Below are 19,447 nucleotides of genomic sequence, written 5' to 3'. Positions count from 1 at the left end.
TGCTCGTCCTCGTCGACCCACGTCCACCCGCCCGGGGAAGCCGGAATCCGGCCGGACGGGCGGGGTGTGGAGCGGTGACGCGGACGCGGCAATACGGACGACATTCTGTGATCTTCGCGGCGCCAATTGAATCCACGGTAAACACCGCATGGCCAGGAGGAAAGCTGAGTCCGTCACCCCCGTGGCTGCGAGCGGACGCTCCCTTCCGCCCGCGTCCGCGCAGCTCAGCGGGCCCCGGACGGCTCCCACCGGTACATCAGGTCCACCTCGTGGACGGTGAACTCGAGTCGCTCGTACACCCGGACGGCGGCCGCGTTGTCCGCGTCCACGTACAGCATCACCGTCGACAGGCCGCGATCCAGCAGCAGGTGCCGCAGACCCACCGCCGTCAACGCCCTCCCCAGGCCATTACCCTGCTCCGCCGGATCCACCCCCACCACGTACACCTCGCCCAGCCCGTCCGGCTGGGTCTTGGTCCAGTGGAAGCCCACCAGCCGGCCGTCCCGCTCCGCCAGGAAGAAGCCCTTCGGGTCGAACCACGGCTCGGCGATCCGCTCCGCCAGGTCCTGCTCCGTCCACGAGCCCTGCTCCGGGTGGTGGGCGAAGGCCAGCGCGTTCAACGCCAGCCAGGCCGCCTCGTCCCGGCCCGGCTCGAACGTCCGCAACTCGACGCCCGCCGGCAGCGGCACCGCGTCCGGAGCCGCCGCGGTGCGCCGCATCTGCCGCAGTTCGCGCACCAGCACCGCGCCGTGCGCCTCCGCCAGGTGCCGGGCCGCCGGGAGGCCGCCGTGCGCCCAGAAGTCCAGCCCGCCCGCGCCCTCGGCCAGCACCGCGTCCACCAGCTCGCCGCCCAGGCCCCGGCCGCGCTCCGCCGGAGCCACCGTCAGCTCCACCGTCCCGGGCCGCTCGCCCTCCAACTGCGCGTAACCGACCACCGCACCGCCCACCGACTGCACCAGGTGCCGCACGCCCTCGCGCGGGCTGTCCGGCCGGATCCGCAACCGCCCGGCCTCCGACACCGCCTCCCGCCCGTCCGCCCGGGCCGCCGCCGCCAGCAGCTCCCGCACCGCCCCGGCCCGCTCCTCCGTCAGCACCTCGACCCGCTCGATCCGACCCGCGCCTGACGTGTTCTCAGAAGTCCGCATACCGGCGAGCCTACGTTCTCCGCCCCGCTTCCAGCAGAGCGCCGGGAGGCCGGGGCCTCGCACCGTCGGGGCGTCGGGCTGTCGGGGCCTCGGGCCTCGGTGCTGGGTCAGGGCACCGGCCAGGCCGCCAACGCCAGTTCGGCCGTCGCGGCCAGCTCCGCCGCGTCCGCCCCGTCCCGGGCGCGCTGCGACATCCCCTGCAGCATCGCACCGCAGCAACACACCACCGTCGCCCTCGCCTACGTTCTGGACCACTCCGACGCCTGGCGTCGTCTCAACTCCCGTCGTCCCAAGGTCAGTAGACCGGGGCCACCCCCACCACGCCCCACCCCCGGGCTGCGGCCCACCGCACCACTCGCAGCGGACCGTCGAGCAGTTCCTCGGCCGGGTAGCCCGGCTCGTCCCCGAGCCCCACCAGCCAGGCCCGCACCCGGTCGAGGATCCGCTCCCGCTCCTCCCCCGACCACCCCAGGGCCGCCTCGAACTCCGGCAGCCGGTCCCACACCTGGTCCGCGCTCAGCACGAACTCCCCGAACCACCCCGGCAGCCCGAGCACCGCCTCCGGACCCACCCCGTACGCCAACGCCCCGAACGGGAACGCCTTGCGCATCACTGCGGCGAAGAACCGCTCAGGCTCCCGCTCGTCCAGCCACCCCGTCACCGCTCCGCGGAACCCCTCCGCCGCGTCGGCCCCTTCGTACCACCTGCCGATCAGCTGCCCGAGCCGATCGGCGTCCTCGTCCTCCCACAGCCTGTGGACAACCCTGCCCGCGCGATTCCGCTCGTGAACCGCCTCCCACCAGGCCCGCTCGCCCTCGACCTCGGCCGGCGGCACGAACAACCCGTCCAGCCCCGGCAGCCGCCCCAACTCGTCATCGGGCACCGCAACGACCATCCACGCCCCGGTGAATCCCACCGCTCTTCCTCTTTCCGTCCGGCGGGCCCGGAAATGCAGAAAGGGCCCCAGCCTGACGGCTGGAGCCCTTTCTTGAATGATTGTTCGGCGGCGTCCTACTCTCCCACAGGGTCCCCCCTGCAGTACCATCGGCGCTGTGAGGCTTAGCTTCCGGGTTCGGAATGTAACCGGGCGTTTCCCTCACGCTATGACCACCGAAACACTATGAAACTGTGTACCGCCCGCGTGTGCGGGGTTCGTTGTTTCAGAACAACACAGTGGACGCGAGCAACTGAGGACAAGCCCTCGGCCTATTAGTACCGGTCAACTCCACCCCTCACAGGGCTTCCATATCCGGCCTATCAACCCAGTCGTCTACTGGGAGCCTTACCCTCTCGAGGAGGTGGGAGTGCTCATCTCGAAGCAGGCTTCCCGCTTAGATGCTTTCAGCGGTTATCCCTCCCGAACGTAGCCAACCAGCCATGCCCTTGGCAGGACAACTGGCACACCAGAGGTTCGTCCGTCCCGGTCCTCTCGTACTAGGGACAGCCCTTCTCAACACTCCTACGCGCACAGCGGATAGGGACCGAACTGTCTCACGACGTTCTAAACCCAGCTCGCGTACCGCTTTAATGGGCGAACAGCCCAACCCTTGGGACCTACTCCAGCCCCAGGATGCGACGAGCCGACATCGAGGTGCCAAACCATCCCGTCGATATGGACTCTTGGGGAAGATCAGCCTGTTATCCCCGGGGTACCTTTTATCCGTTGAGCGACGGCGCTTCCACAAGCCACCGCCGGATCACTAGTCCCTACTTTCGTACCTGCTCGACCCGTCAGTCTCACAGTCAAGCTCCCTTGTGCACTTACACTCAACACCTGATTGCCAACCAGGCTGAGGGAACCTTTGGGCGCCTCCGTTACCCTTTAGGAGGCAACCGCCCCAGTTAAACTACCCACCAGACACTGTCCCTGATCCGGATCACGGACCCAGGTTAGACATCCAGCACGACCAGAGTGGTATTTCAACGACGACTCCACGACAACTGGCGTTGCCGCTTCACAGTCTCCCACCTATCCTACACAAGCCGAACCGAACACCAATATCAAGCTATAGTAAAGGTCCCGGGGTCTTTCCGTCCTGCTGCGCGAAACGAGCATCTTTACTCGTAATGCAATTTCACCGGGCCTGTGGTTGAGACAGTCGAGAAGTCGTTACGCCATTCGTGCAGGTCGGAACTTACCCGACAAGGAATTTCGCTACCTTAGGATGGTTATAGTTACCACCGCCGTTTACTGGCGCTTAAGTTCTCAGCTTCGCCCGACCGAAATCGGACTAACCGGTCCCCTTAACGTTCCAGCACCGGGCAGGCGTCAGTCCGTATACATCGCCTTACGGCTTCGCACGGACCTGTGTTTTTAGTAAACAGTCGCTTCTCGCTGGTCTCTGCGGCCACCACCAGCTCAGGGAGCAAGTCCCGTCACCAGCAATGGCCCCCCTTCTCCCGAAGTTACGGGGGCATTTTGCCGAGTTCCTTAACCACAGTTCACCCGAACGCCTCGGTATTCTCTACCTGACCACCTGAGTCGGTTTGGGGTACGGGCCGCCATGAAACTCGCTAGAGGCTTTTCTCGACAGCATAGGATCATCCACTTCACCACAATCGGCTCGGCATCAGGTCTCAGCCTTAATGAACGGCGGATTTGCCTACCGTTCGGCCTACACCCTTACCCCGGGACTACCACCGCCCGGGCTGGACTACCTTCCTGCGTCACCCCATCGCTCACCTACTACAGGCTTGGACCGGCGGCTCCACCACGTCCCATTGTCCGAAGACTCCGGGCCGGCTTCACGGCCTTAGCATCACCTGGTTCGACGTTGGCGCTTCAAAGCGGGTACGGGAATATCAACCCGTTGTCCATCGACTACGCCTGTCGGCCTCGCCTTAGGTCCCGACTTACCCTGGGCAGATCAGCTTGACCCAGGAACCCTTGGTCAATCGGCGCAAGAGTTTCCCACTCTTGTATCGCTACTCATGCCTGCATTCTCACTCGTGAACCGTCCACAACTCGATTCCTCGGCTGCTTCACCCGGCACACGACGCTCCCCTACCCATCACAGCCTCCGTTGGGAGTATTGCTGCAATGACACGACTTCGGTGGTGTGCTTGAGCCCCGCTACATTGTCGGCGCGGAATCACTTGACCAGTGAGCTATTACGCACTCTTTCAAGGGTGGCTGCTTCTAAGCCAACCTCCTGGTTGTCTCTGCGACTCCACATCCTTTCCCACTTAGCACACGCTTAGGGACCTTAGTCGGTGTTCTGGGCTGTTTCCCTCTCGACCATGGAGCTTATCCCCCACAGTCTCACTGCCGCGCTCTCACTTACCGGCATTCGGAGTTTGGCTAAGGTCAGTAACCCGGTAAGGCCCATCGCCTATCCAGTGCTCTACCTCCGGCAAGAAACACGCGACGCTGCACCTAAATGCATTTCGGGGAGAACCAGCTATCACGGAGTTTGATTGGCCTTTCACCCCTAACCACAGGTCATCCCCCAGGTTTTCAACCCTGGTGGGTTCGGTCCTCCACACGGTCTTACCCGCGCTTCAACCTGCCCATGGCTAGATCACTCCGCTTCGGGTCTTGGGCATGCAACTCTGGACGCCCTATTCGGACTCGCTTTCGCTACGGCTACCCCACACGGGTTAACCTCGCTACACACCGCAAACTCGCAGGCTCATTCTTCAAAAGGCACGCAGTCACAGCCCGAAGGCTGCCCCCACGGCTTGTAGGCACACGGTTTCAGGTACTATTTCACTCCGCTCCCGCGGTACTTTTCACCATTCCCTCACGGTACTATCCGCTATCGGTCACCAGGGAATATTTAGGCTTAGCGGGTGGTCCCGCCAGATTCACACGGGATTTCTCGGGCCCCGTGCTACTTGGGAAATGAGCAAGCAAGCCGCTGATGTTTCGTCTACGGGGGTCTTACCCTCTACGCCGGACCTTTCGCATGTCCTTCGACTACACCAACGGTTTCTGACTCGCCGACCGGCCGGCAGACCGATCAAGCTCACTCCCACAACCCCGTCGTGGCAACCCCTGCCGGGTCTCACACCACAACGGTTTGGCCTCATCCGGTTTCGCTCGCCACTACTCCCGGAATCACGGTTGTTTTCTCTTCCTGCGGGTACTGAGATGTTTCACTTCCCCGCGTTCCCTCCACACTGCCTATGTGTTCAGCAGCGGGTGACAGCCCATGACGACTGCCGGGTTTCCCCATTCGGACACCCCCGGATCAAAGCTCGGTTGACAGCTCCCCGGGGCCTATCGCGGCCTCCCACGTCCTTCATCGGTTCCTGGTGCCAAGGCATCCACCGTGCGCCCTTAAAAACTTGGCCACAGATGCTCGCGTCCACTGTGCAGTTCTCAAACAACGACCAGACACCCAAACCCGACACCCCACAACAGGGCGCCCGGCATGAGGCCGGCATCCATGAGGCAACTCCCGTTCCCTCAGGACCCAACAACGTGCCCGACCCGGTCCCTTGCAAGCAGTCGCGTTCCACGCCCCGAAGGGCAGTACTGGCGGCTTGCGCCGAACCGTGCCGAATAGTCAACGTTCCACCCATGAGCTAGCACTCCGGGACGTTCGCCCGAAGCTGCCGTGTGCTCCTTAGAAAGGAGGTGATCCAGCCGCACCTTCCGGTACGGCTACCTTGTTACGACTTCGTCCCAATCGCTGGTCCCACCTTCGACGGCTCCTCCCCTGACGGGTTAGGCCACCGGCTTCGGGTGTTACCGACTTTCGTGACGTGACGGGCGGTGTGTACAAGGCCCGGGAACGTATTCACCGCAGCATGCTGATCTGCGATTACTAGCAACTCCAACTTCATGGGGTCGAGTTGCAGACCCCAATCCGAACTGAGACCGGCTTTTTGGGATTCGCTCCGCCTCGCGGCATCGCAGCCCTTTGTACCGGCCATTGTAGCACGTGTGCAGCCCAAGACATAAGGGGCATGATGATTTGACGTCGTCCCCACCTTCCTCCGAGTTGACCCCGGCAGTCTCCTGTGAGTCCCCGACATTACTCGCTGGCAACACAGAACAAGGGTTGCGCTCGTTGCGGGACTTAACCCAACATCTCACGACACGAGCTGACGACAACCATGCACCACCTGTACACCGACCACAAGGGGGCGCCCATCTCTGGACGTTTCCGGTGTATGTCAAGCCTTGGTAAGGTTCTTCGCGTTGCGTCGAATTAAGCCACATGCTCCGCTGCTTGTGCGGGCCCCCGTCAATTCCTTTGAGTTTTAGCCTTGCGGCCGTACTCCCCAGGCGGGGAACTTAATGCGTTAGCTGCGGCACCGACGACGTGGAATGTCGCCAACACCTAGTTCCCAACGTTTACGGCGTGGACTACCAGGGTATCTAATCCTGTTCGCTCCCCACGCTTTCGCTCCTCAGCGTCAGTAATGGCCCAGAGATCCGCCTTCGCCACCGGTGTTCCTCCTGATATCTGCGCATTTCACCGCTACACCAGGAATTCCGATCTCCCCTACCACACTCCAGCCTGCCCGTATCGAATGCAGACCCGGGGTTGAGCCCCGGGCTTTCACATCCGACGCGACAGGCCGCCTACGAGCTCTTTACGCCCAATAATTCCGGACAACGCTCGCACCCTACGTATTACCGCGGCTGCTGGCACGTAGTTAGCCGGTGCTTCTTCTGCAGGTACCGTCACTTGCGCTTCTTCCCTGCTGAAAGAGGTTTACAACCCGAAGGCCGTCATCCCTCACGCGGCGTCGCTGCATCAGGCTTTCGCCCATTGTGCAATATTCCCCACTGCTGCCTCCCGTAGGAGTCTGGGCCGTGTCTCAGTCCCAGTGTGGCCGGTCGCCCTCTCAGGCCGGCTACCCGTCGTCGCCTTGGTGGGCCGTTACCCCACCAACAAGCTGATAGGCCGCGGGATCATCCTGAACCGCCGGAGCTTTCCACCGCAGAACATGCATCCTGCGGTCGTATCCGGTATTAGACCTCGTTTCCAAGGCTTGTCCCAGAGTTCAGGGCAGATTCCCCACGTGTTACTCACCCGTTCGCCACTGATCCACCCCGAAGGGCTTCACCGTTCGACTTGCATGTGTTAAGCACGCCGCCAGCGTTCGTCCTGAGCCAGGATCAAACTCTCCGTGAATGTCTCCACGGGGAGCGGCACGGCAACCACCGGAATAAGGCGGCCCCGCGCACTGCGTCCTCGCTAGTGTTTTACTTCAAAAGGAATCTCCAACCCCGACAAGACGTCGAGGCCGGGGATGTCAACATATCTGGCGTTGACTTTTGGCACGCTGTTGAGTTCTCAAGGAACGGACACTTCCTTCGGACCGCATTCCTGCGGACCCTCCGGGCGCTTCGTTCTTTCGTGTTTCCAGCTTATCAGATCCGAGCTTGTGCTCTTTCCCGACTCGCTTTCGTCTTCTGCGGCTTGACGCCCCGTCCGACGTTTCAAACTCTAGCCGATCCCCGCTCCTGAAAGCGAATCGGCCGCAATCTCCGGAAAAGCGCACGCCGAAAATACGAACGGGGACGCGAAAGAGACGCGACCCGTCACGGATCATCGAACTGGTTTCTCAAGGGATTGGCCGCCCCGGGACCGTCCACGCAGATACGTGCTCGGTGCTCCCTGTCAGGCAACTCGAAGAACTCTACACACCCGGAAGCTCGGGATCAAGTGGCACCTGGAAGACCAGGACCGCGACGTCGTCGTCGTGCTCGGCGGTGACGCCCAGGGCGCGCAGGAGGCGGGAGCAGACGGTGTCGGGGGTGCCGACGGGGCCGGTGAGGGTGTGGGCGAGGTGGTCGATGCCCTGGTCGATGTCCTGGTCTCGGCGTTCGACCAGGCCGTCGGTGTAGAGGACGCCGGTGGTGCCGGGGAGGAGGCGGAGGGTGTGGGAGAGGTGGCCGGCACCGCCGGTGCCGAGGGGTGGGCCGTTCTGTTCCTCTCCGCGCAGGACGGTGCCGTCGGGGCCGCGGAGGAGGAGGGGGAGGTGGCCGGCGGAGGCGTAGAGGAGGGTGGTGGTGGTCGGGTCCCAGACGGCGTAGGTGCAGGTGGCGATCTGGTTGGCGTCGATCTCCATGGCGAGGCCGTCGAGGAGGGTCATCACCTCGTGCGGGGGGAGGTCGAGGCGGGCGTAGGCGCGGACGGCGGTGCGGAGCTGGCCCATGACGGCGGCGGCGCGCAGGCCGCGGCCCATGACGTCGCCGATGACCAGGGCGGTGCGGCCGCCGCCGAGGCCGATGACGTCGTACCAGTCGCCGCCGACCGCGGCGTCGGCTCCGCCGGGTTGGTAGGTGGCGGCGACGTGGAGGGTGTCGGGCTGTTCGAGTTTCTGCGGGAGGAGGCTGTGCTGGAGGGTGACGGCGGCTTCGCGTTGGCGGCGTTCGGCTTCGCGGAGGCGGCCGGCGGACTGGGCCTGGTCGGTGACCTCGGTGGCGAAGATGAGGACGCCGGTGGGGGTGGCGTGTTCGTCGGGGCCGAGCGGGACGCAGGCGATGTTGTAGTAGCGGTTGCCGCCGAGGCCGAGGATGCAGCGGGACTTCACGCTGCGGGGCCGTCCGCTGCGCAGGACCTGGTCGAGCAGCGGGAGGACGCCGAGGGTGGCGAGTTCGGGGAGGGACTCGGCGGCGGGGCGGCCGGGGGTGCGGGGGCCGAACAGGTCGCGGTAGGCCCGGTTGGCGTAGCCGAGTTGGTGCCGGGGGCCGTGGGTGAGGGCGACGGGGGCGGGCAGGCGGCGCAGGACGTCGCGGAGGTCGTAGGGCTGTTCGGTGTCGCGGGGGTCGGGGCAGGAGGTGGCCGGGTCGCGCGGTGCGGGCACGGTGACGGGTTCGTCCGCGGTGGCGGGGGTGACCCGCCAGGCGGCTCCGGTGAGCCGGGCGCTCCAGCGCATGAGGTTCAACGTTGGCCGCTTCCTCGGGGACTGATGGGGGGTGGTGCCCGTCGGGCGACTGCAGTGTGATGATCACAATTCGTGCGCACAGCCGCACTCGCCGTAATGGTCCGTCGGGGTCGATCCTGTCAGGCTCCGGCGCGATTCCGGAAGTCGCGCCCCCGGTACGGCGCGTTTCGGGAGGTACGCGCCGGGGTGCACTTCTGTGCGACGGGTGAAGGGGCGGGTGAGAGGGGGAGAGGGAGGCGTCAGGTGCCGGGGCCGGTGGTGAAACCGGACTCGAATTCGGCCCGGGGGTGCTCGATGGTGCCCAGGGCGACCACCTCGCGCTGGAAGAGACCGCCGAACAGCCAGTCCATCAGCACCCGGATCCGGCGCTCCCGGGTCGGCAGGCGGCGCAGCTGGCGGGCGCGATGCAGCCACCAGGCGCGGCGGCCGGTGAGCCGGGTGCCGCGGCGGGTGTGGGCGACGGCGCGGTGCAGGCCGAGCGAGGTGGAGCAGGCGGGGTGGTCGGAGCGGTAGGCGGTGAGCGGGCGGCCGTCCAGTTCGGCGGCCAGGTTCTCGGCGAGCAACTTGGCTTGGGCGAGGGCGTGTTGGGCGTTGGGGGCGCACGGTTCGCCGGTGTGGTCGGGGACGGCGGCGCAGTCGCCGGCGGCCCAGGCGTCGGGCAGCGGGAGGCCGTCGGGGGTGGCGATCCGCAGGGTGGGCAGGCAGGTGATCCGGCCGGTGGCGTCGAGCGGGAGGTCGGTGAGGGAGAGCACCGGGGCGGGGCGGATGCCGGCCGTCCAGACCAGGGTGCGGGCGGCGAAGCGGCTGCCGTCGGAGAGCAGCATGAGCTGGTCGGTGGCGGATTCCAGGGTGGTGGAGAGCCGGACGTCGATGTTGCGTTCGCGCAGTTCGGCGAGGGTGTGGACGGCGAGTTCGGGGGTCTCCTCGCCGAGGATGCGGTCCTTGGCCTCGACCAGGACCCAGCGCAGGTCGTCGGGGTCGATGTTGTGGTAGCCCTTGGTGGCGGTGCGGGCCATGTCCTCCAGCTCGGCGAGCGCGCCGACGCCCGCGTAGCCGGCGCCGACGAAGACGAACGTCAGTGCGGCGTGGCGCAGTTCGGGGTCGCGGGTGGAGGAGGCCAGGTCGAGCTGCTCCAGCACGTGGTTGCGCAGGGCCACCGCCTCGCCGACGGTGGCGAAGCCCATGCCGTGCTCGGCGAGGCCGGGGACGGGGGCGGTGCGGGAGACCGAGCCGGGGGCCATCACCAGGACGTCGTACGGGACTTCGGTGGGCAGCCGGAGTTCGCCGCGCGGGGCGGCGTCCACCCAGGCGGTGCGGGTCGCGTGGTCGATCCTGGTGACGCGGGCCGTCAGCACCCGGCAGCCGGGGAGCGCGGTGCGCAGCGGGACCACCACGTGGCGCGGGTCGATGGTGCCGGCGGCGACCTCGGCCAGCAGCGGCTGGAACGTCAGGTAGGGCTGCGGTTCGACGATCGTCAGCTCGATCCGACGGTCCTTCAGCCGGTCGCGCAGCAACTGCTGGAGACGCAGCGCGGAGCTCAGTCCGGCGCAGCCGCCGCCGATGATCAGGACTCGAATGGGGCACCTCCGGCCGGCCCTGGTGCTGTGACCCGTTTCACGTTCCCCCTATGACGCACCCGGCGGAGGTGTCTTGTCCACAGTCAGGGCCGGATCGGTCCGAATCCGGCCGGGAAAGGGGTCCCGGAACGCACCGCGCCGCCCCGATCGGCGGGGCGGCGCGGTGAGCGGTCGTCAGTGCGACCAGTAGGGGTGGTCCTGCTGGCCCGCGGGGTGGCGGCTGGCGGTCGGCAGGGGGGTCTGGGTGTTCGGGAACGGGTTGCCGCCGCTCCGGAACTTCGTCTTCTCCACCCAGGACTTGATGCCCACCACGCCGTCGCTGTAGGCATCCACCATGACGTGCGCCTTGTCCGGGCAGGTCGCCGAGATGTACTTCTGCTGGTCATCCGGTTTCTTGGCGTTGATCGTGCATCCCTGGTTCTTCCAGTACTTCTCCACCTGGTCGAACAGGACGGCCCTCTTCCCCTCGGCGAACCGCTCCTCCAAATAGCTCTGCCGCTCCACCTCGGCGTAGCCCGTCTCGTTGCCGAAGACGTTCCGCTCCTCGTCGTAGATGAACCCGATGTACGGCGTGAGCGTCACCGCCGGGGTGATCGCCTTGGCCGTTTCGTCGATCAGGGCGTCGATCCGGTGCTGGGCCGCAGTCGGGTCACCGAGCGGACCGAGATCCTCGGAGCCCGAGCAGCCGGCGGCGAACGTCACCGCCAGCAGGGCGGCGGCGAGGGCTGCGAGCGAAGTCCGGGGCTTCATCGGGGGGTCTCCTTGGTCGTGTCGCCGCCGTGGCCGGTAACGATCCGGGCCATGTTGCCCAGGGAATCGCTGGGCTCCTTCTTCTCCCTGCCGTCCTTGAAGTTCCAGTAGTCGGAGTGGGACTCGAAGCCCAACGGCCCGTCCGCGACCGCGAAGCGGTTGCCGCCGAAGTCCTTGCTCGCCGGGTCCTGGCCGAACCACAGTTCGTGCTCGTCCACGAAGTGTCCGCCGACATAGCCGGCGGCTCCTCCGAAGAGCCCGCCGGTCGCCATTCCGAGCGGTCCGAGCGGGGCACCAACCACTGCTCCGCCGATCCCGCCGAACCCCACCCCGGCGCCCTCGGCCCCGCTCGGGAGGCGGGTGACCGGGTCGTTCTCTGAGGCCCCCACCCAGACGTGCTTGGGGTCGATGCCGAGTTGGCCGGCATGTTGGGCCCCGGTGCCGGGGCTGCCCACCAGAATGATGTCGTCCACGGGAAGGCCGCCGGGGCGCTGGGCGGCCTGGCCGACGGTGAACGAGCCGTACGAGTGCCCCAGGGCGGTCATGTGCGCGGGCTCGCCCTCGTGGGTGGCCCGTAGCCCCTGGACGAAGGTCTGGTACGACTCGCCGCCCTTCTCGGCCCGCTCGGTGCCCGCGACGGCGAGGCTGTCCGGGGTGGCGCCCTTCAGCTGCGGGGCGTCGTAGCCGATCCAGGTGATCGAGGCGACGTCCTTGCTCGGGTCGGCGGCCTTCGAGGCGGTCCACAGGTCCTTGGCCCGGTCCGCGTCACCACCGCCGGCGCCGCTGATCTTGGTACCTAGACCTGGCACGTAGGAGACCACGTCGGTGGCGGTGTCCGGGTTGCCGAAGGAGATCGCGGCCCGGCCCTGGCCGACCGTGTCGATCGCCAGCAGGTAGGGCTGCGGGGCCTGGTCCGGATGGTCCCCGTGCAGGCCGTCCTCCATGGCCAGCCGTTCCTTGATCTTCCTGAAGCCGGCCAACTGCTCCTGCTCCGCAGAGCTGAGTTGACCCTGGTTCTCCAGTCGGGTGATGGTGCGGTCGAGGTTGGCCCGGTTGGCCTGGTCGCGGACCGGGGACGGGATGCCGTCGAGGTTGCCGATCTCCTGCGAGTGGGTCTGGAGCAGGCGCTGCTGCTCCTCCAGCGGGAGGCCCTTCCACCAGGCGTTGACCTGGTCCGGGGAGCTGCCCTGCTTCGGTATGGCGGAGTCGACCAGGTCCTCGCGGTGGAAGCGGCGCATCACCTCGGTGCCGGCCGCTGTCCTGGTGAGGCCCTTGCCGGTGCGGGCGTCGTCCGTGAGCGCGCGCAGGCGGTCGGAGGTGACCTGGTCGGCGTGCTCGGCCTCCTTCAGGACCTGCTCGATCCGTGTGCCGTAGGCGGTGGCCTGCATCTCGCGGGCCTGCTGCAGGACCATCTCGTCGATGGTGGTGCCCTGGCCGGGTGCGGACGGCGTGGCCGACTGCCAGGAGACCGAGCCGTCCGCGCCGACCTGGTAGCCGTCGGCCTTGGCGTCCTGCAGGAGGACGGCGAGCTTGTTCTGGGCGAGCAGGAAGGCCTCGGCACCCTCCCGCAGGACCGGGGCGATGCTGCGCAGTTCACCGGAGGCCGCCTTCACCTTGACGCCGGTGGCCTGCAGCGAGGTGTCCGCCTTGTCGGCGGCGTCGCCCGTCCAGCCAGAGCTGCGGACCCGGCCGTGGACCCCGTTGTCCCAGGTGCTGGAGTGGTCGGCGAAGGCGGCGCCGATCCGCTCGTACGCGTCCGCGGCCGCGAACAGCTCGTCGTAGCGGCCGTTCTGGAGGGTCTGGATGTCCATCAGAGGCCTCGCACCGGGGCGTTGAGGTCGAACGAGTCCGGATCGACGGTCTGTTCGACGTGGTGGACCTTGAAATCGAGCCGGGGGTCGCGACCGGGGACCGGGACGCCGTTCGGGGCGGGCGGGTCGAAGGCGCTGCGGAAGCGCTCGGACTCCTCCGAGGTCAGCCGGTGCGGCTGCGTCGTCACCTGCGGACCGTCGAAGGCGCTGCGCAGCAGTCGTTCCCCGACCGGCGTCGCTCGTCCGGGGGCGCCGACGCTCGTGAGGGTCGGGCCGCGGAGGGTGCGCACGTTCGGGTCGGCGGGGAGCAGGCTCTGGTGCGCGTTCTCCTCGCCCTTGCGGTAGTTGGCCGCGGTCTGGATCAGTTTGTCGCCCTGGGAGCTCATCTCCCGGGAAAGTCCGTCGAGCACCCGCTTCCACTCGTCGGTGCAGGCGCTGAGTTCGCTGCCGGTCCGCCAGCCGTTCAGGCCGGTCTCCGCTTGGTCGGAGGCGGAGAGGACGCCGCTCGTTTCGCCGGGAATCGTCTCTGCGGTCTGCTGGGCGGTTCGGCCGGACTGTTCCAGCTCGTCAGGGGAAACGGTGAACCCGTTTCCCCCGGTTCCCCCCGGTGTTGGTTGCCGCATCATGCCCCCCATGTGCTCGGCGATGTGTGGTTGTTGTGCGAGTTCGTCGATCACGCTAGCGAGGAACGGTCGCCGGGGAGGCAGGAACGTGCACGTTCGATCGTTCGGATGAAGGGTTGAGGGCTCCGGGGGCGGGATTCTTCGAGCTGACTGTTCGTCAAGTTATGGCAAAGGAAGGCGTATCGGGGTGAAAGGGTGCGGGCGCGGGCCGGATGCTCGGTTGTGATCCGTCTCACGTGGGGCGGCGGGTGGTGCGTGCGGGGGTTTGTCCGCACGTGGCGACCGGATCGGGGCGGTTCGGGGTGGGGAGTGGTCCACTTCTGCGGCGAACTTCCTTGAACTATGGTCGGATTGTGCTTCGGACCGCCGATGGTGCCGGTCCGTTCGTCCTGGACCTGGTGGCGTCGACGCGACTGCACGGGAGCCATCCGGGGAAGGTAGTGCGCGGACGTCGGGCCACGGCCGGTGTCGGCAGCGCACACCAGGGGGCGCAGTAGCCGTTCGGGTACCCGGGACGGGGTGCCCCGGGGGAGGTTTTGGCATGTCGGAGCAGGATCAGGTGGCGGGGCGGGTGCCGGTGGCGTCGTTCGGGCGGGCCGCGGTGGACGTGGTGCCGGAGCAGCGCGGGCCCGGTGAGCGGGAGCAGTACGCCTTCCCGTCCGGTGAGCGTCCGGGCGAGGCGGGGCGCGAGGCCGGGCGGGAGGCCGGACGCGGGGCGGGCTCGCGGTTGCGGGTGGACGCCCGGCGGAACCTGGAGAGCGTGCTGCGGGCCGCCCGCGAGGTGTTCGGCGAACTCGGGTACGGGGCGCCGATGGAGGAGGTCGCCCGGCGGGCCGGGGTCGGCGTGGGCACCGTGTACCGGCGCTTCCCGAGCAAGGAGGTGCTGGTCCAGCGGATCGCCGCCGAGGAGGTGTCCTGGCTGACCGCGCAGGCCCGGGAGTCGCTGTACGGCGGGCTGACCGGCCCGTGGGACGCGCTGGCGGGCTTCCTGCAGCGGGCGGCGGCCTCGGGCGCGGGGCGGCTGCTGCCGCCGGAGGCGTTCCGGTACGCCGAGGAGATCGGCCGGGTGCCCGAGCAGCGCGGCACCGAGCTGCGGGCGTTCGGCGGTTCGCCGGTGGCCGAGGGCGAGCAGGGCGCCGATCCGCGGCTGCTGCTGCAGTTGCTGGCGGCGCTGGTGGCCCGGGCGGGTGCGGCCGGCGAGTTGCGGCCCGGGGTGACGGTGGCCGACGTGGTGCTGGTGCTGACGGCGGCGGTGCCGGTGCACGCCTCGGCGGCCGTCCCGGTGCGGGAGGGCGAGTCCGAGGGCGGGGCGGGCCACCGGCTGCTGCAGATCCTGTTGCAGGGTCTGCGCGCGGCCTGAACCCGGCTGGTCGGCGGGGGTTCTGACGCACCGTGCGGGCGGCCGTCCGGCGGGGGCGGCCGGGGGGAACACCGTTCGGGTGACGGGCGGCCGCCGGGCCCGGGGGGCGCGCGGAACGCTCCGGGTACGCGCGGTGCTTGCGCGGTCGAGCTCCGAACACTTCCGCGAGCGGCGGCCCGGACGGGTGGGCCGGGGCGGACCCGGCTACCGGTGGTCGCTGCGCTATGCCATTCTTTGCCCGTGGTTGGAGCCATTGTCCCGTTGCACACCGTGACCGCCGTCGAATCCGAGGGGCGGCCCGCGCCGCGCGCCGCACGGCGGGACGGTGTCCGGTGAACCCAGACGAGCAGGGTGACGCAGGCGAGTTGGGCTCCGGCCTGGAGGCGCCCGGCCAGGTCCCGGACCAGGGCGGCAGCCCGGCCCACGAGTCGCTGACCGGCCGGGTGCCGGGCCAGGCACCGGCCGGACAGGGCGGGGTCGCGCCCGAGGCGTTCATCGGCGAGGAGTTCCCGGCACGCGCCGTCGTGCCCGCCCCCGCCGACCCGGTGGACGGTGAACGCCCGCCCTCCGACGCCGAGTTGACCGCCCGGGTGCGGGCCGGGGACGACGCCGCGTACGAGGAGATCTACCGCCGGCACGCGGACGCCGTCCGCCGCTACGCCCGGACCTGCTGCCGGGACAGCTTCACCGCGGAGGATCTGGCGGGCGAGGTGTTCGCCCGCACCCTGCAGGCGCTCAAGGCCGGCAAGGGCCCCGAGTTCGCGGTCCGGGCCTACCTGCTGACCGCGGTGCGCAACGTGGCCGCCGCCTGGGCCCGCTCCGACCGGCGCGAGCAACTGGTCGACGACTTCACCGGTTTCGCCGAGGCCTCCGCCGCCACCGTCGAGTTCGACCTCGCCGACCCGGGCGCGGACGCCTGGGCGCTGGCGCTGGCCGACCAGCGCATGGTGATGCGCGCGTACGCCGAACTGCCCGAGGACGACCGGGTGGTGCTCTGGCACACCGAGGTCGAGCGGGAGTCCCCCAAGACCGTCGCGGTGATGCTCGGCAAGACCGCCAACGCCACCGCCGTCCAGGCCCACCGGGCCCGCGACCGGCTGGCCGCCGCGTTCCTCCAGGCGCACGTGTCCGGCAGCCAGGAGTCGGGCTGCGCCGGGTACGCCAACCGGCTCGGCGCGTACGCCCGGGGCTCGCTGCGCAAGCGCGCCTCGGCGGAGGTCGGCAAGCACGTCCAGGACTGCACCCGTTGCACCGCCGCGTACCTGGAGCTGGCCGACATCAACCACGGGCTGCGGGCCGTGTTGCCCGGCGGTGCGCTGCTCTGGGTCGGCAGCGGCTGGTTCGCGGTGGCGGCCGCCGCGGTCGGCGGTGCCGCCGTCACCGGCGCGGCCGTGGGCGGGGCGGCGGTGGCCGGTGGTGCGGCGACCGCGGGCGCCGCTGCGGGTGCGACCGCGGGGGCGGCCGGGGGTGCCGGTTCGTCCGGCGGCGGCGGGGCGGCGGCCGGGGAGGGCCTCGGCACCGCCGCGAAGGCCGGTATCGCGGCCGGCATCGCCGTCGTCGCGGCGGCGGTCGCCGCGTTCGCGCTGACCGGTTCGCCGGAGCCCGCGCCGCCGGTGGCCGCGCCGCCGGTCACCGCCGCACCGGAGACTCCGCCGCCGGCCCCGCGCCCGACGCCGTCCCCGACACCCACCCCCACGCCGACGCCCACCCCGACCCCGTCCCCGACGCCGTCCCCCAAGCCGACGCCGACGCCCACCCCCGCGCCCAGGCCGGCGCCGACTCCCACGCCGACGCCGACGCCGCGCCAGGTGCCGCCGCCGTCCCCGACGCCCACCCCCGCGCCGACGCCGACGCCCACTCCGACGCCGTCCCCGACGCCTCCGGCGGCCCGCCAGTTCTGGCTGGACGAGGTGCCGCTCAACCGGGGCCACCGGGACGCCCGGTCGACGCCGACCATCCGCGGCGGCGGCCAGGTGCTGCAGCGGTCCTCGGCCTGGCTGCACGGCACCCGCTACCAGCACGTGCTGGCGGCCCGGGTGCCGTCCCGGGTGACCGTCGACCTGAACCAGGCCTGCCGGTCCTTCGACGCGGTCGCGGGGCTGGACGACTTCGGCGTCACGTACGGCGAGGTGGTCTTCTCGGTGCAGGGCACCGACGGGGAGGTGCTGTGGAGCTCCCCCGAGCTGTCCGCGGGCGACCGCCCGGTGCCCGTGCACGTCCCGCTCGACGGGCAGTCGTCGATCCGGCTGGTGGTCACTCCGGTCCGCGGCTCGGTCCCGGTGATCGACCTGGCGGACTGGGCGCAGGCCCGGATCACCTGCTGACCCGGGCGGCGGGCGGCCGGCCGGGCCGGGCGGTCAGCCGAGCCGGGCGGTGAGGGCCTGCTGGCCGCGGGCGATCCAGCGCGCCGGCCAGCGCAGCAGCACGAGGAGGGTGAGCGCCCAGCCGGCGGCGTGGACGGCCCAGACGCCCGCCATGGTGGGGCCGCCCCAGGCCTGGTGGTAGTCGGTGTGCAGGTACCAGAGCGGATAGCCGAAGTTGCGGACCGAGTTGAAGACCGCGTAGCCGAGCAGCAGCAGGGCGAACCCGTCCAGCGGGAGGCCGAGCAGCAGGCGGGCCAGTCGGCGGCCGGTGCCTGTCGGACCGGGCTGCAGGCGCTGCGCGGCCTCCCGGCGGCCGGTCAGCTGCAGCACCAGCGCGGCCAGGCCGGCCGGCAGGGCCAGGCCCGCGCGGAGGGTGGGGGCGGCCGCGGCGGCGGCCCGGCGGGCGGGGGTGGTGGCGGTGCGGCTGGTGGCGGGCACGGTCACGGCCATCTGCGGGCTCCTTCGGCACTGCTCCTGCGGTGGACGACCCGTACCTTCCCGGACCGGGGCGGTACGGGTCGTCACACCGGGGAGCTGACCCGCCGTCATACCCGGGTACGACCCGCGCGGTCAGATCGCGCCGGGTACGACCCGCGCGGTCAGATCGCGCAGCTGCCGTCCTCGCAGGTGTCGGCGGCCGGGGCGAGCGGGGTGATCCGCTGGGCGGTCTCGGCCTCGACCTGGCGGAGCACCTGGAGGAAGGTCTCGGCCTCCTGGCCGCCCTGGACGGCCCACTTGCCCTCGAAGACGAAGGTGGGGACGGCGGTGACGCCGATCGCGCGGGCCTCGGCGAGGGCGGCGAGCGTCTCGTCCTCGCCCTCGCGGCCGGCCAGGTAGGCGGCGGCGCGGTCGCGGTCGATGCCGGTCTCGGCGGCGAGGTCGGCCAGCGCGTCGGGGTCGCCGACGTTCACGCCCTCGGAGAAGTGGGCCTTGAGCAGGCGCTCCTTGAGGGCGGCCTGGACGGCGGGGCCGTACTCGGTCTCGGCGAGGTACAGCAGGCGGTGCGCGCGCAGGGTGTTGACCTCGAGCGCGGCGTCGAAGTCGTAGTCGATGCCGACGCTCCTGCCGACCTCGGTGATCCGGGCGTCCATGGCGAGGGACTGCGGCCCGTAGCGCTCGGCGAGCCACTCGCGGTGCGGGCGGGCCTGCTCGGGGGCGTCGGGGACGAGCTGGTAGGGGCGGTAGACCACCTCGACGCCGTCCTTGCCCTCGAACTGCCCGAGCGCCTGCTCGAAGCGCCGCTTGCCGACGTAGCACCAGGGGCAGGCGATGTCCGAGTAGATTTCGACCTTCATGGCGGGCGGGCTCCTGTCCGGCGGTTCGGTGGTCCTGGGCGACCGGGGGCGGCCGTCCGACGGAAGGTGAACGCTCAACCATCCGCGGACATTCCGGTCAGGCCCCCGTCGGCCCCGGTCAGGCCCCTCGGCTTCAGCCACCTCGGACCTCGGCTTCAGGCTCCTCGGCTTCAGGCCCCCTCCGCGGGCGGTGCGGGGACGACCAGCACCGGGCAGGTGGCGTGGTGCACGGCGGCGGTGCTGACCGAGCCGAGCAGCAGCCGGCCGAAGCCGCCGTTCCCGCGGGTGCCGACGACCAGGGTGTGCCGCCCCTCGGCGGCCCGCAGCAGCACCTCGACGACGTTGCCGAGGACGACGTGCAGGGCGAGCCGGCCGGCGTACGGGCGGGTGCGGGCGGACTGGACGGTGGCGACGGCCCGGCACAGGCCGTCCGCCATGCTCTCGGTCAGCCGCTCGACGCTCTCCTGGACCAGGTCGGCCATGCCGGGCGGGTAGCCGGTCGGCGAGGGGTTGACCACGGCCAGGACGTACAGCGGGAGGTGGTGCGCCTCGGCCTCGGTCATGGCGCGGTCGAGCGCCCAGAGCGCGGCGTCGGAGCCGTCGCAGCCGGTGAGGACCGCGGCGCCGGGCGGCGGCGCCTCGTACTGCACGGGGAGGGTGGCGGTCATGGCG

11 protein-coding genes, 3 rRNA genes and 1 pseudogene are annotated in these 19,447 nt (G+C 69.5%); 2 read left to right on the top strand and 13 right to left on the bottom strand.

Annotation, left to right across the window (positions count from 1 at the left end):
* Positions 1-224: 224 nt before the first annotated feature.
* The 10 genes and pseudogenes from mshD to OU787_RS18020 form a co-directional block, all read right to left on the bottom strand.
* Positions 225-1,145: a mycothiol synthase gene (mshD, locus tag OU787_RS18070; RefSeq protein ID WP_268659991.1), complete on the bottom strand. Its 921-nt coding sequence runs from the start codon at positions 1,143-1,145 to the stop codon at positions 225-227.
* A 295-nt stretch (positions 1,146-1,440) separates the two neighbouring features.
* On the bottom strand, positions 1,441-2,028 hold the full coding sequence (locus OU787_RS18060) for a hypothetical protein (RefSeq protein ID WP_268659990.1): 588 nt from the start codon (positions 2,026-2,028) through the stop codon (positions 1,441-1,443).
* A 115-nt stretch (positions 2,029-2,143) separates the two neighbouring features.
* A 5S ribosomal RNA gene (gene rrf / locus OU787_RS18055) occupies positions 2,144-2,260 on the bottom strand.
* A gap of 74 nt (positions 2,261-2,334) precedes the next feature.
* Positions 2,335-5,441 (bottom strand): 23S ribosomal RNA (locus tag OU787_RS18050).
* A gap of 279 nt (positions 5,442-5,720) precedes the next feature.
* Positions 5,721-7,237: ribosomal RNA gene (locus OU787_RS18045) — 16S ribosomal RNA — on the bottom strand.
* Together the 16S, 23S and 5S rRNA genes form the textbook arrangement of a ribosomal RNA operon.
* A gap of 535 nt (positions 7,238-7,772) precedes the next feature.
* Positions 7,773-8,996 (bottom strand): annotated as a pseudogene (locus tag OU787_RS18040) (PP2C family protein-serine/threonine phosphatase); the annotation flags it as partial.
* A 239-nt stretch (positions 8,997-9,235) separates the two neighbouring features.
* A complete protein-coding gene (locus OU787_RS18035) occupies positions 9,236-10,510 on the bottom strand; it encodes an NAD(P)/FAD-dependent oxidoreductase (RefSeq protein ID WP_232795255.1) in 1,275 nt (424 codons plus the stop codon).
* Between the two features lie 237 nt (positions 10,511-10,747).
* The gene (locus OU787_RS18030; RefSeq protein WP_268659989.1) at positions 10,748-11,323 is read right to left on the bottom strand and encodes a hypothetical protein; all 576 of its coding nucleotides are present in this window, start codon (positions 11,321-11,323) and stop codon (positions 10,748-10,750) included.
* Positions 11,320-13,134 carry an alpha/beta hydrolase gene (locus OU787_RS18025; protein ID WP_268659988.1) on the bottom strand — a complete coding sequence of 605 codons (1,815 nt, stop codon included), beginning with the start codon at positions 13,132-13,134 and terminating at the stop codon, positions 11,320-11,322. The genes OU787_RS18030 and OU787_RS18025 overlap by 4 nt, the downstream gene beginning before the upstream one ends.
* Complete coding sequence (locus OU787_RS18020; protein WP_268659987.1) at positions 13,134-13,811, bottom strand: hypothetical protein; 678 nt, start codon at positions 13,809-13,811, stop codon at positions 13,134-13,136. The genes OU787_RS18025 and OU787_RS18020 overlap by 1 nt, the downstream gene beginning before the upstream one ends.
* Positions 13,812-14,298: 487 nt before the next feature.
* Between OU787_RS18020 and OU787_RS18015 the strand changes: the two genes are divergently transcribed.
* A complete protein-coding gene (locus OU787_RS18015) occupies positions 14,299-15,117 on the top strand; it encodes a TetR/AcrR family transcriptional regulator (protein ID WP_081967380.1) in 819 nt (272 codons plus the stop codon).
* A gap of 332 nt (positions 15,118-15,449) precedes the next feature.
* Positions 15,450-17,441, top strand: coding sequence for a sigma-70 family RNA polymerase sigma factor (locus tag OU787_RS18010; protein ID WP_268659986.1), 1,992 nt, complete (start codon positions 15,450-15,452; stop codon positions 17,439-17,441).
* A gap of 33 nt (positions 17,442-17,474) precedes the next feature.
* Here OU787_RS18010 and OU787_RS18005 read toward each other — a convergent pair whose 3' ends face one another.
* The 3 genes from OU787_RS18005 to OU787_RS17995 form a co-directional block, all read right to left on the bottom strand.
* Complete coding sequence (locus tag OU787_RS18005) at positions 17,475-17,930, bottom strand: hypothetical protein (RefSeq protein ID WP_268659985.1); 456 nt, start codon at positions 17,928-17,930, stop codon at positions 17,475-17,477.
* Positions 17,931-18,079: 149 nt separating this feature from the next.
* The gene (locus OU787_RS18000; protein WP_268659984.1) at positions 18,080-18,775 is read right to left on the bottom strand and encodes a DsbA family oxidoreductase; all 696 of its coding nucleotides are present in this window, start codon (positions 18,773-18,775) and stop codon (positions 18,080-18,082) included.
* Between the two features lie 170 nt (positions 18,776-18,945).
* Positions 18,946-19,443, bottom strand: a complete 498-nt coding sequence (locus tag OU787_RS17995) for a universal stress protein (RefSeq protein ID WP_268659983.1) — start codon at positions 19,441-19,443, stop codon at positions 18,946-18,948.
* Between the last annotated feature and the right edge of the window lie 4 nt (positions 19,444-19,447).

The organism is Kitasatospora sp. YST-16 (assembly GCF_026802215.1).
Classification (GTDB): domain Bacteria; phylum Actinomycetota; class Actinomycetes; order Streptomycetales; family Streptomycetaceae; genus Kitasatospora; species Kitasatospora cineracea.
This window is presented reverse-complemented; position numbering and strand designations above follow the sequence as displayed.

Excerpts from the sequence above, each read along its gene's own strand:
- OU787_RS18025 (WP_268659988.1), bottom strand. The coding sequence starts at position 13,134 with ATGGACATCCAGACCCTCCAGAACGGCCGCTACGACGAGCTGTTCGCG.
- OU787_RS17995 (WP_268659983.1), bottom strand. The coding sequence starts at position 19,443 with ATGACCGCCACCCTCCCCGTGCAGTACGAGGCGCCGCCGCCCGGCGCC.
- OU787_RS18015 (WP_081967380.1), top strand. The coding sequence starts at position 14,299 with ATGTCGGAGCAGGATCAGGTGGCGGGGCGGGTGCCGGTGGCGTCGTTC.
- OU787_RS18030 (WP_268659989.1), bottom strand. The coding sequence starts at position 11,323 with ATGAAGCCCCGGACTTCGCTCGCAGCCCTCGCCGCCGCCCTGCTGGCG.
- mshD (WP_268659991.1), bottom strand. The coding sequence starts at position 1,145 with ATGCGGACTTCTGAGAACACGTCAGGCGCGGGTCGGATCGAGCGGGTC.
- OU787_RS18005 (WP_268659985.1), bottom strand. The coding sequence starts at position 17,930 with ATGGCCGTGACCGTGCCCGCCACCAGCCGCACCGCCACCACCCCCGCC.
- OU787_RS18000 (WP_268659984.1), bottom strand. The coding sequence starts at position 18,775 with ATGAAGGTCGAAATCTACTCGGACATCGCCTGCCCCTGGTGCTACGTC.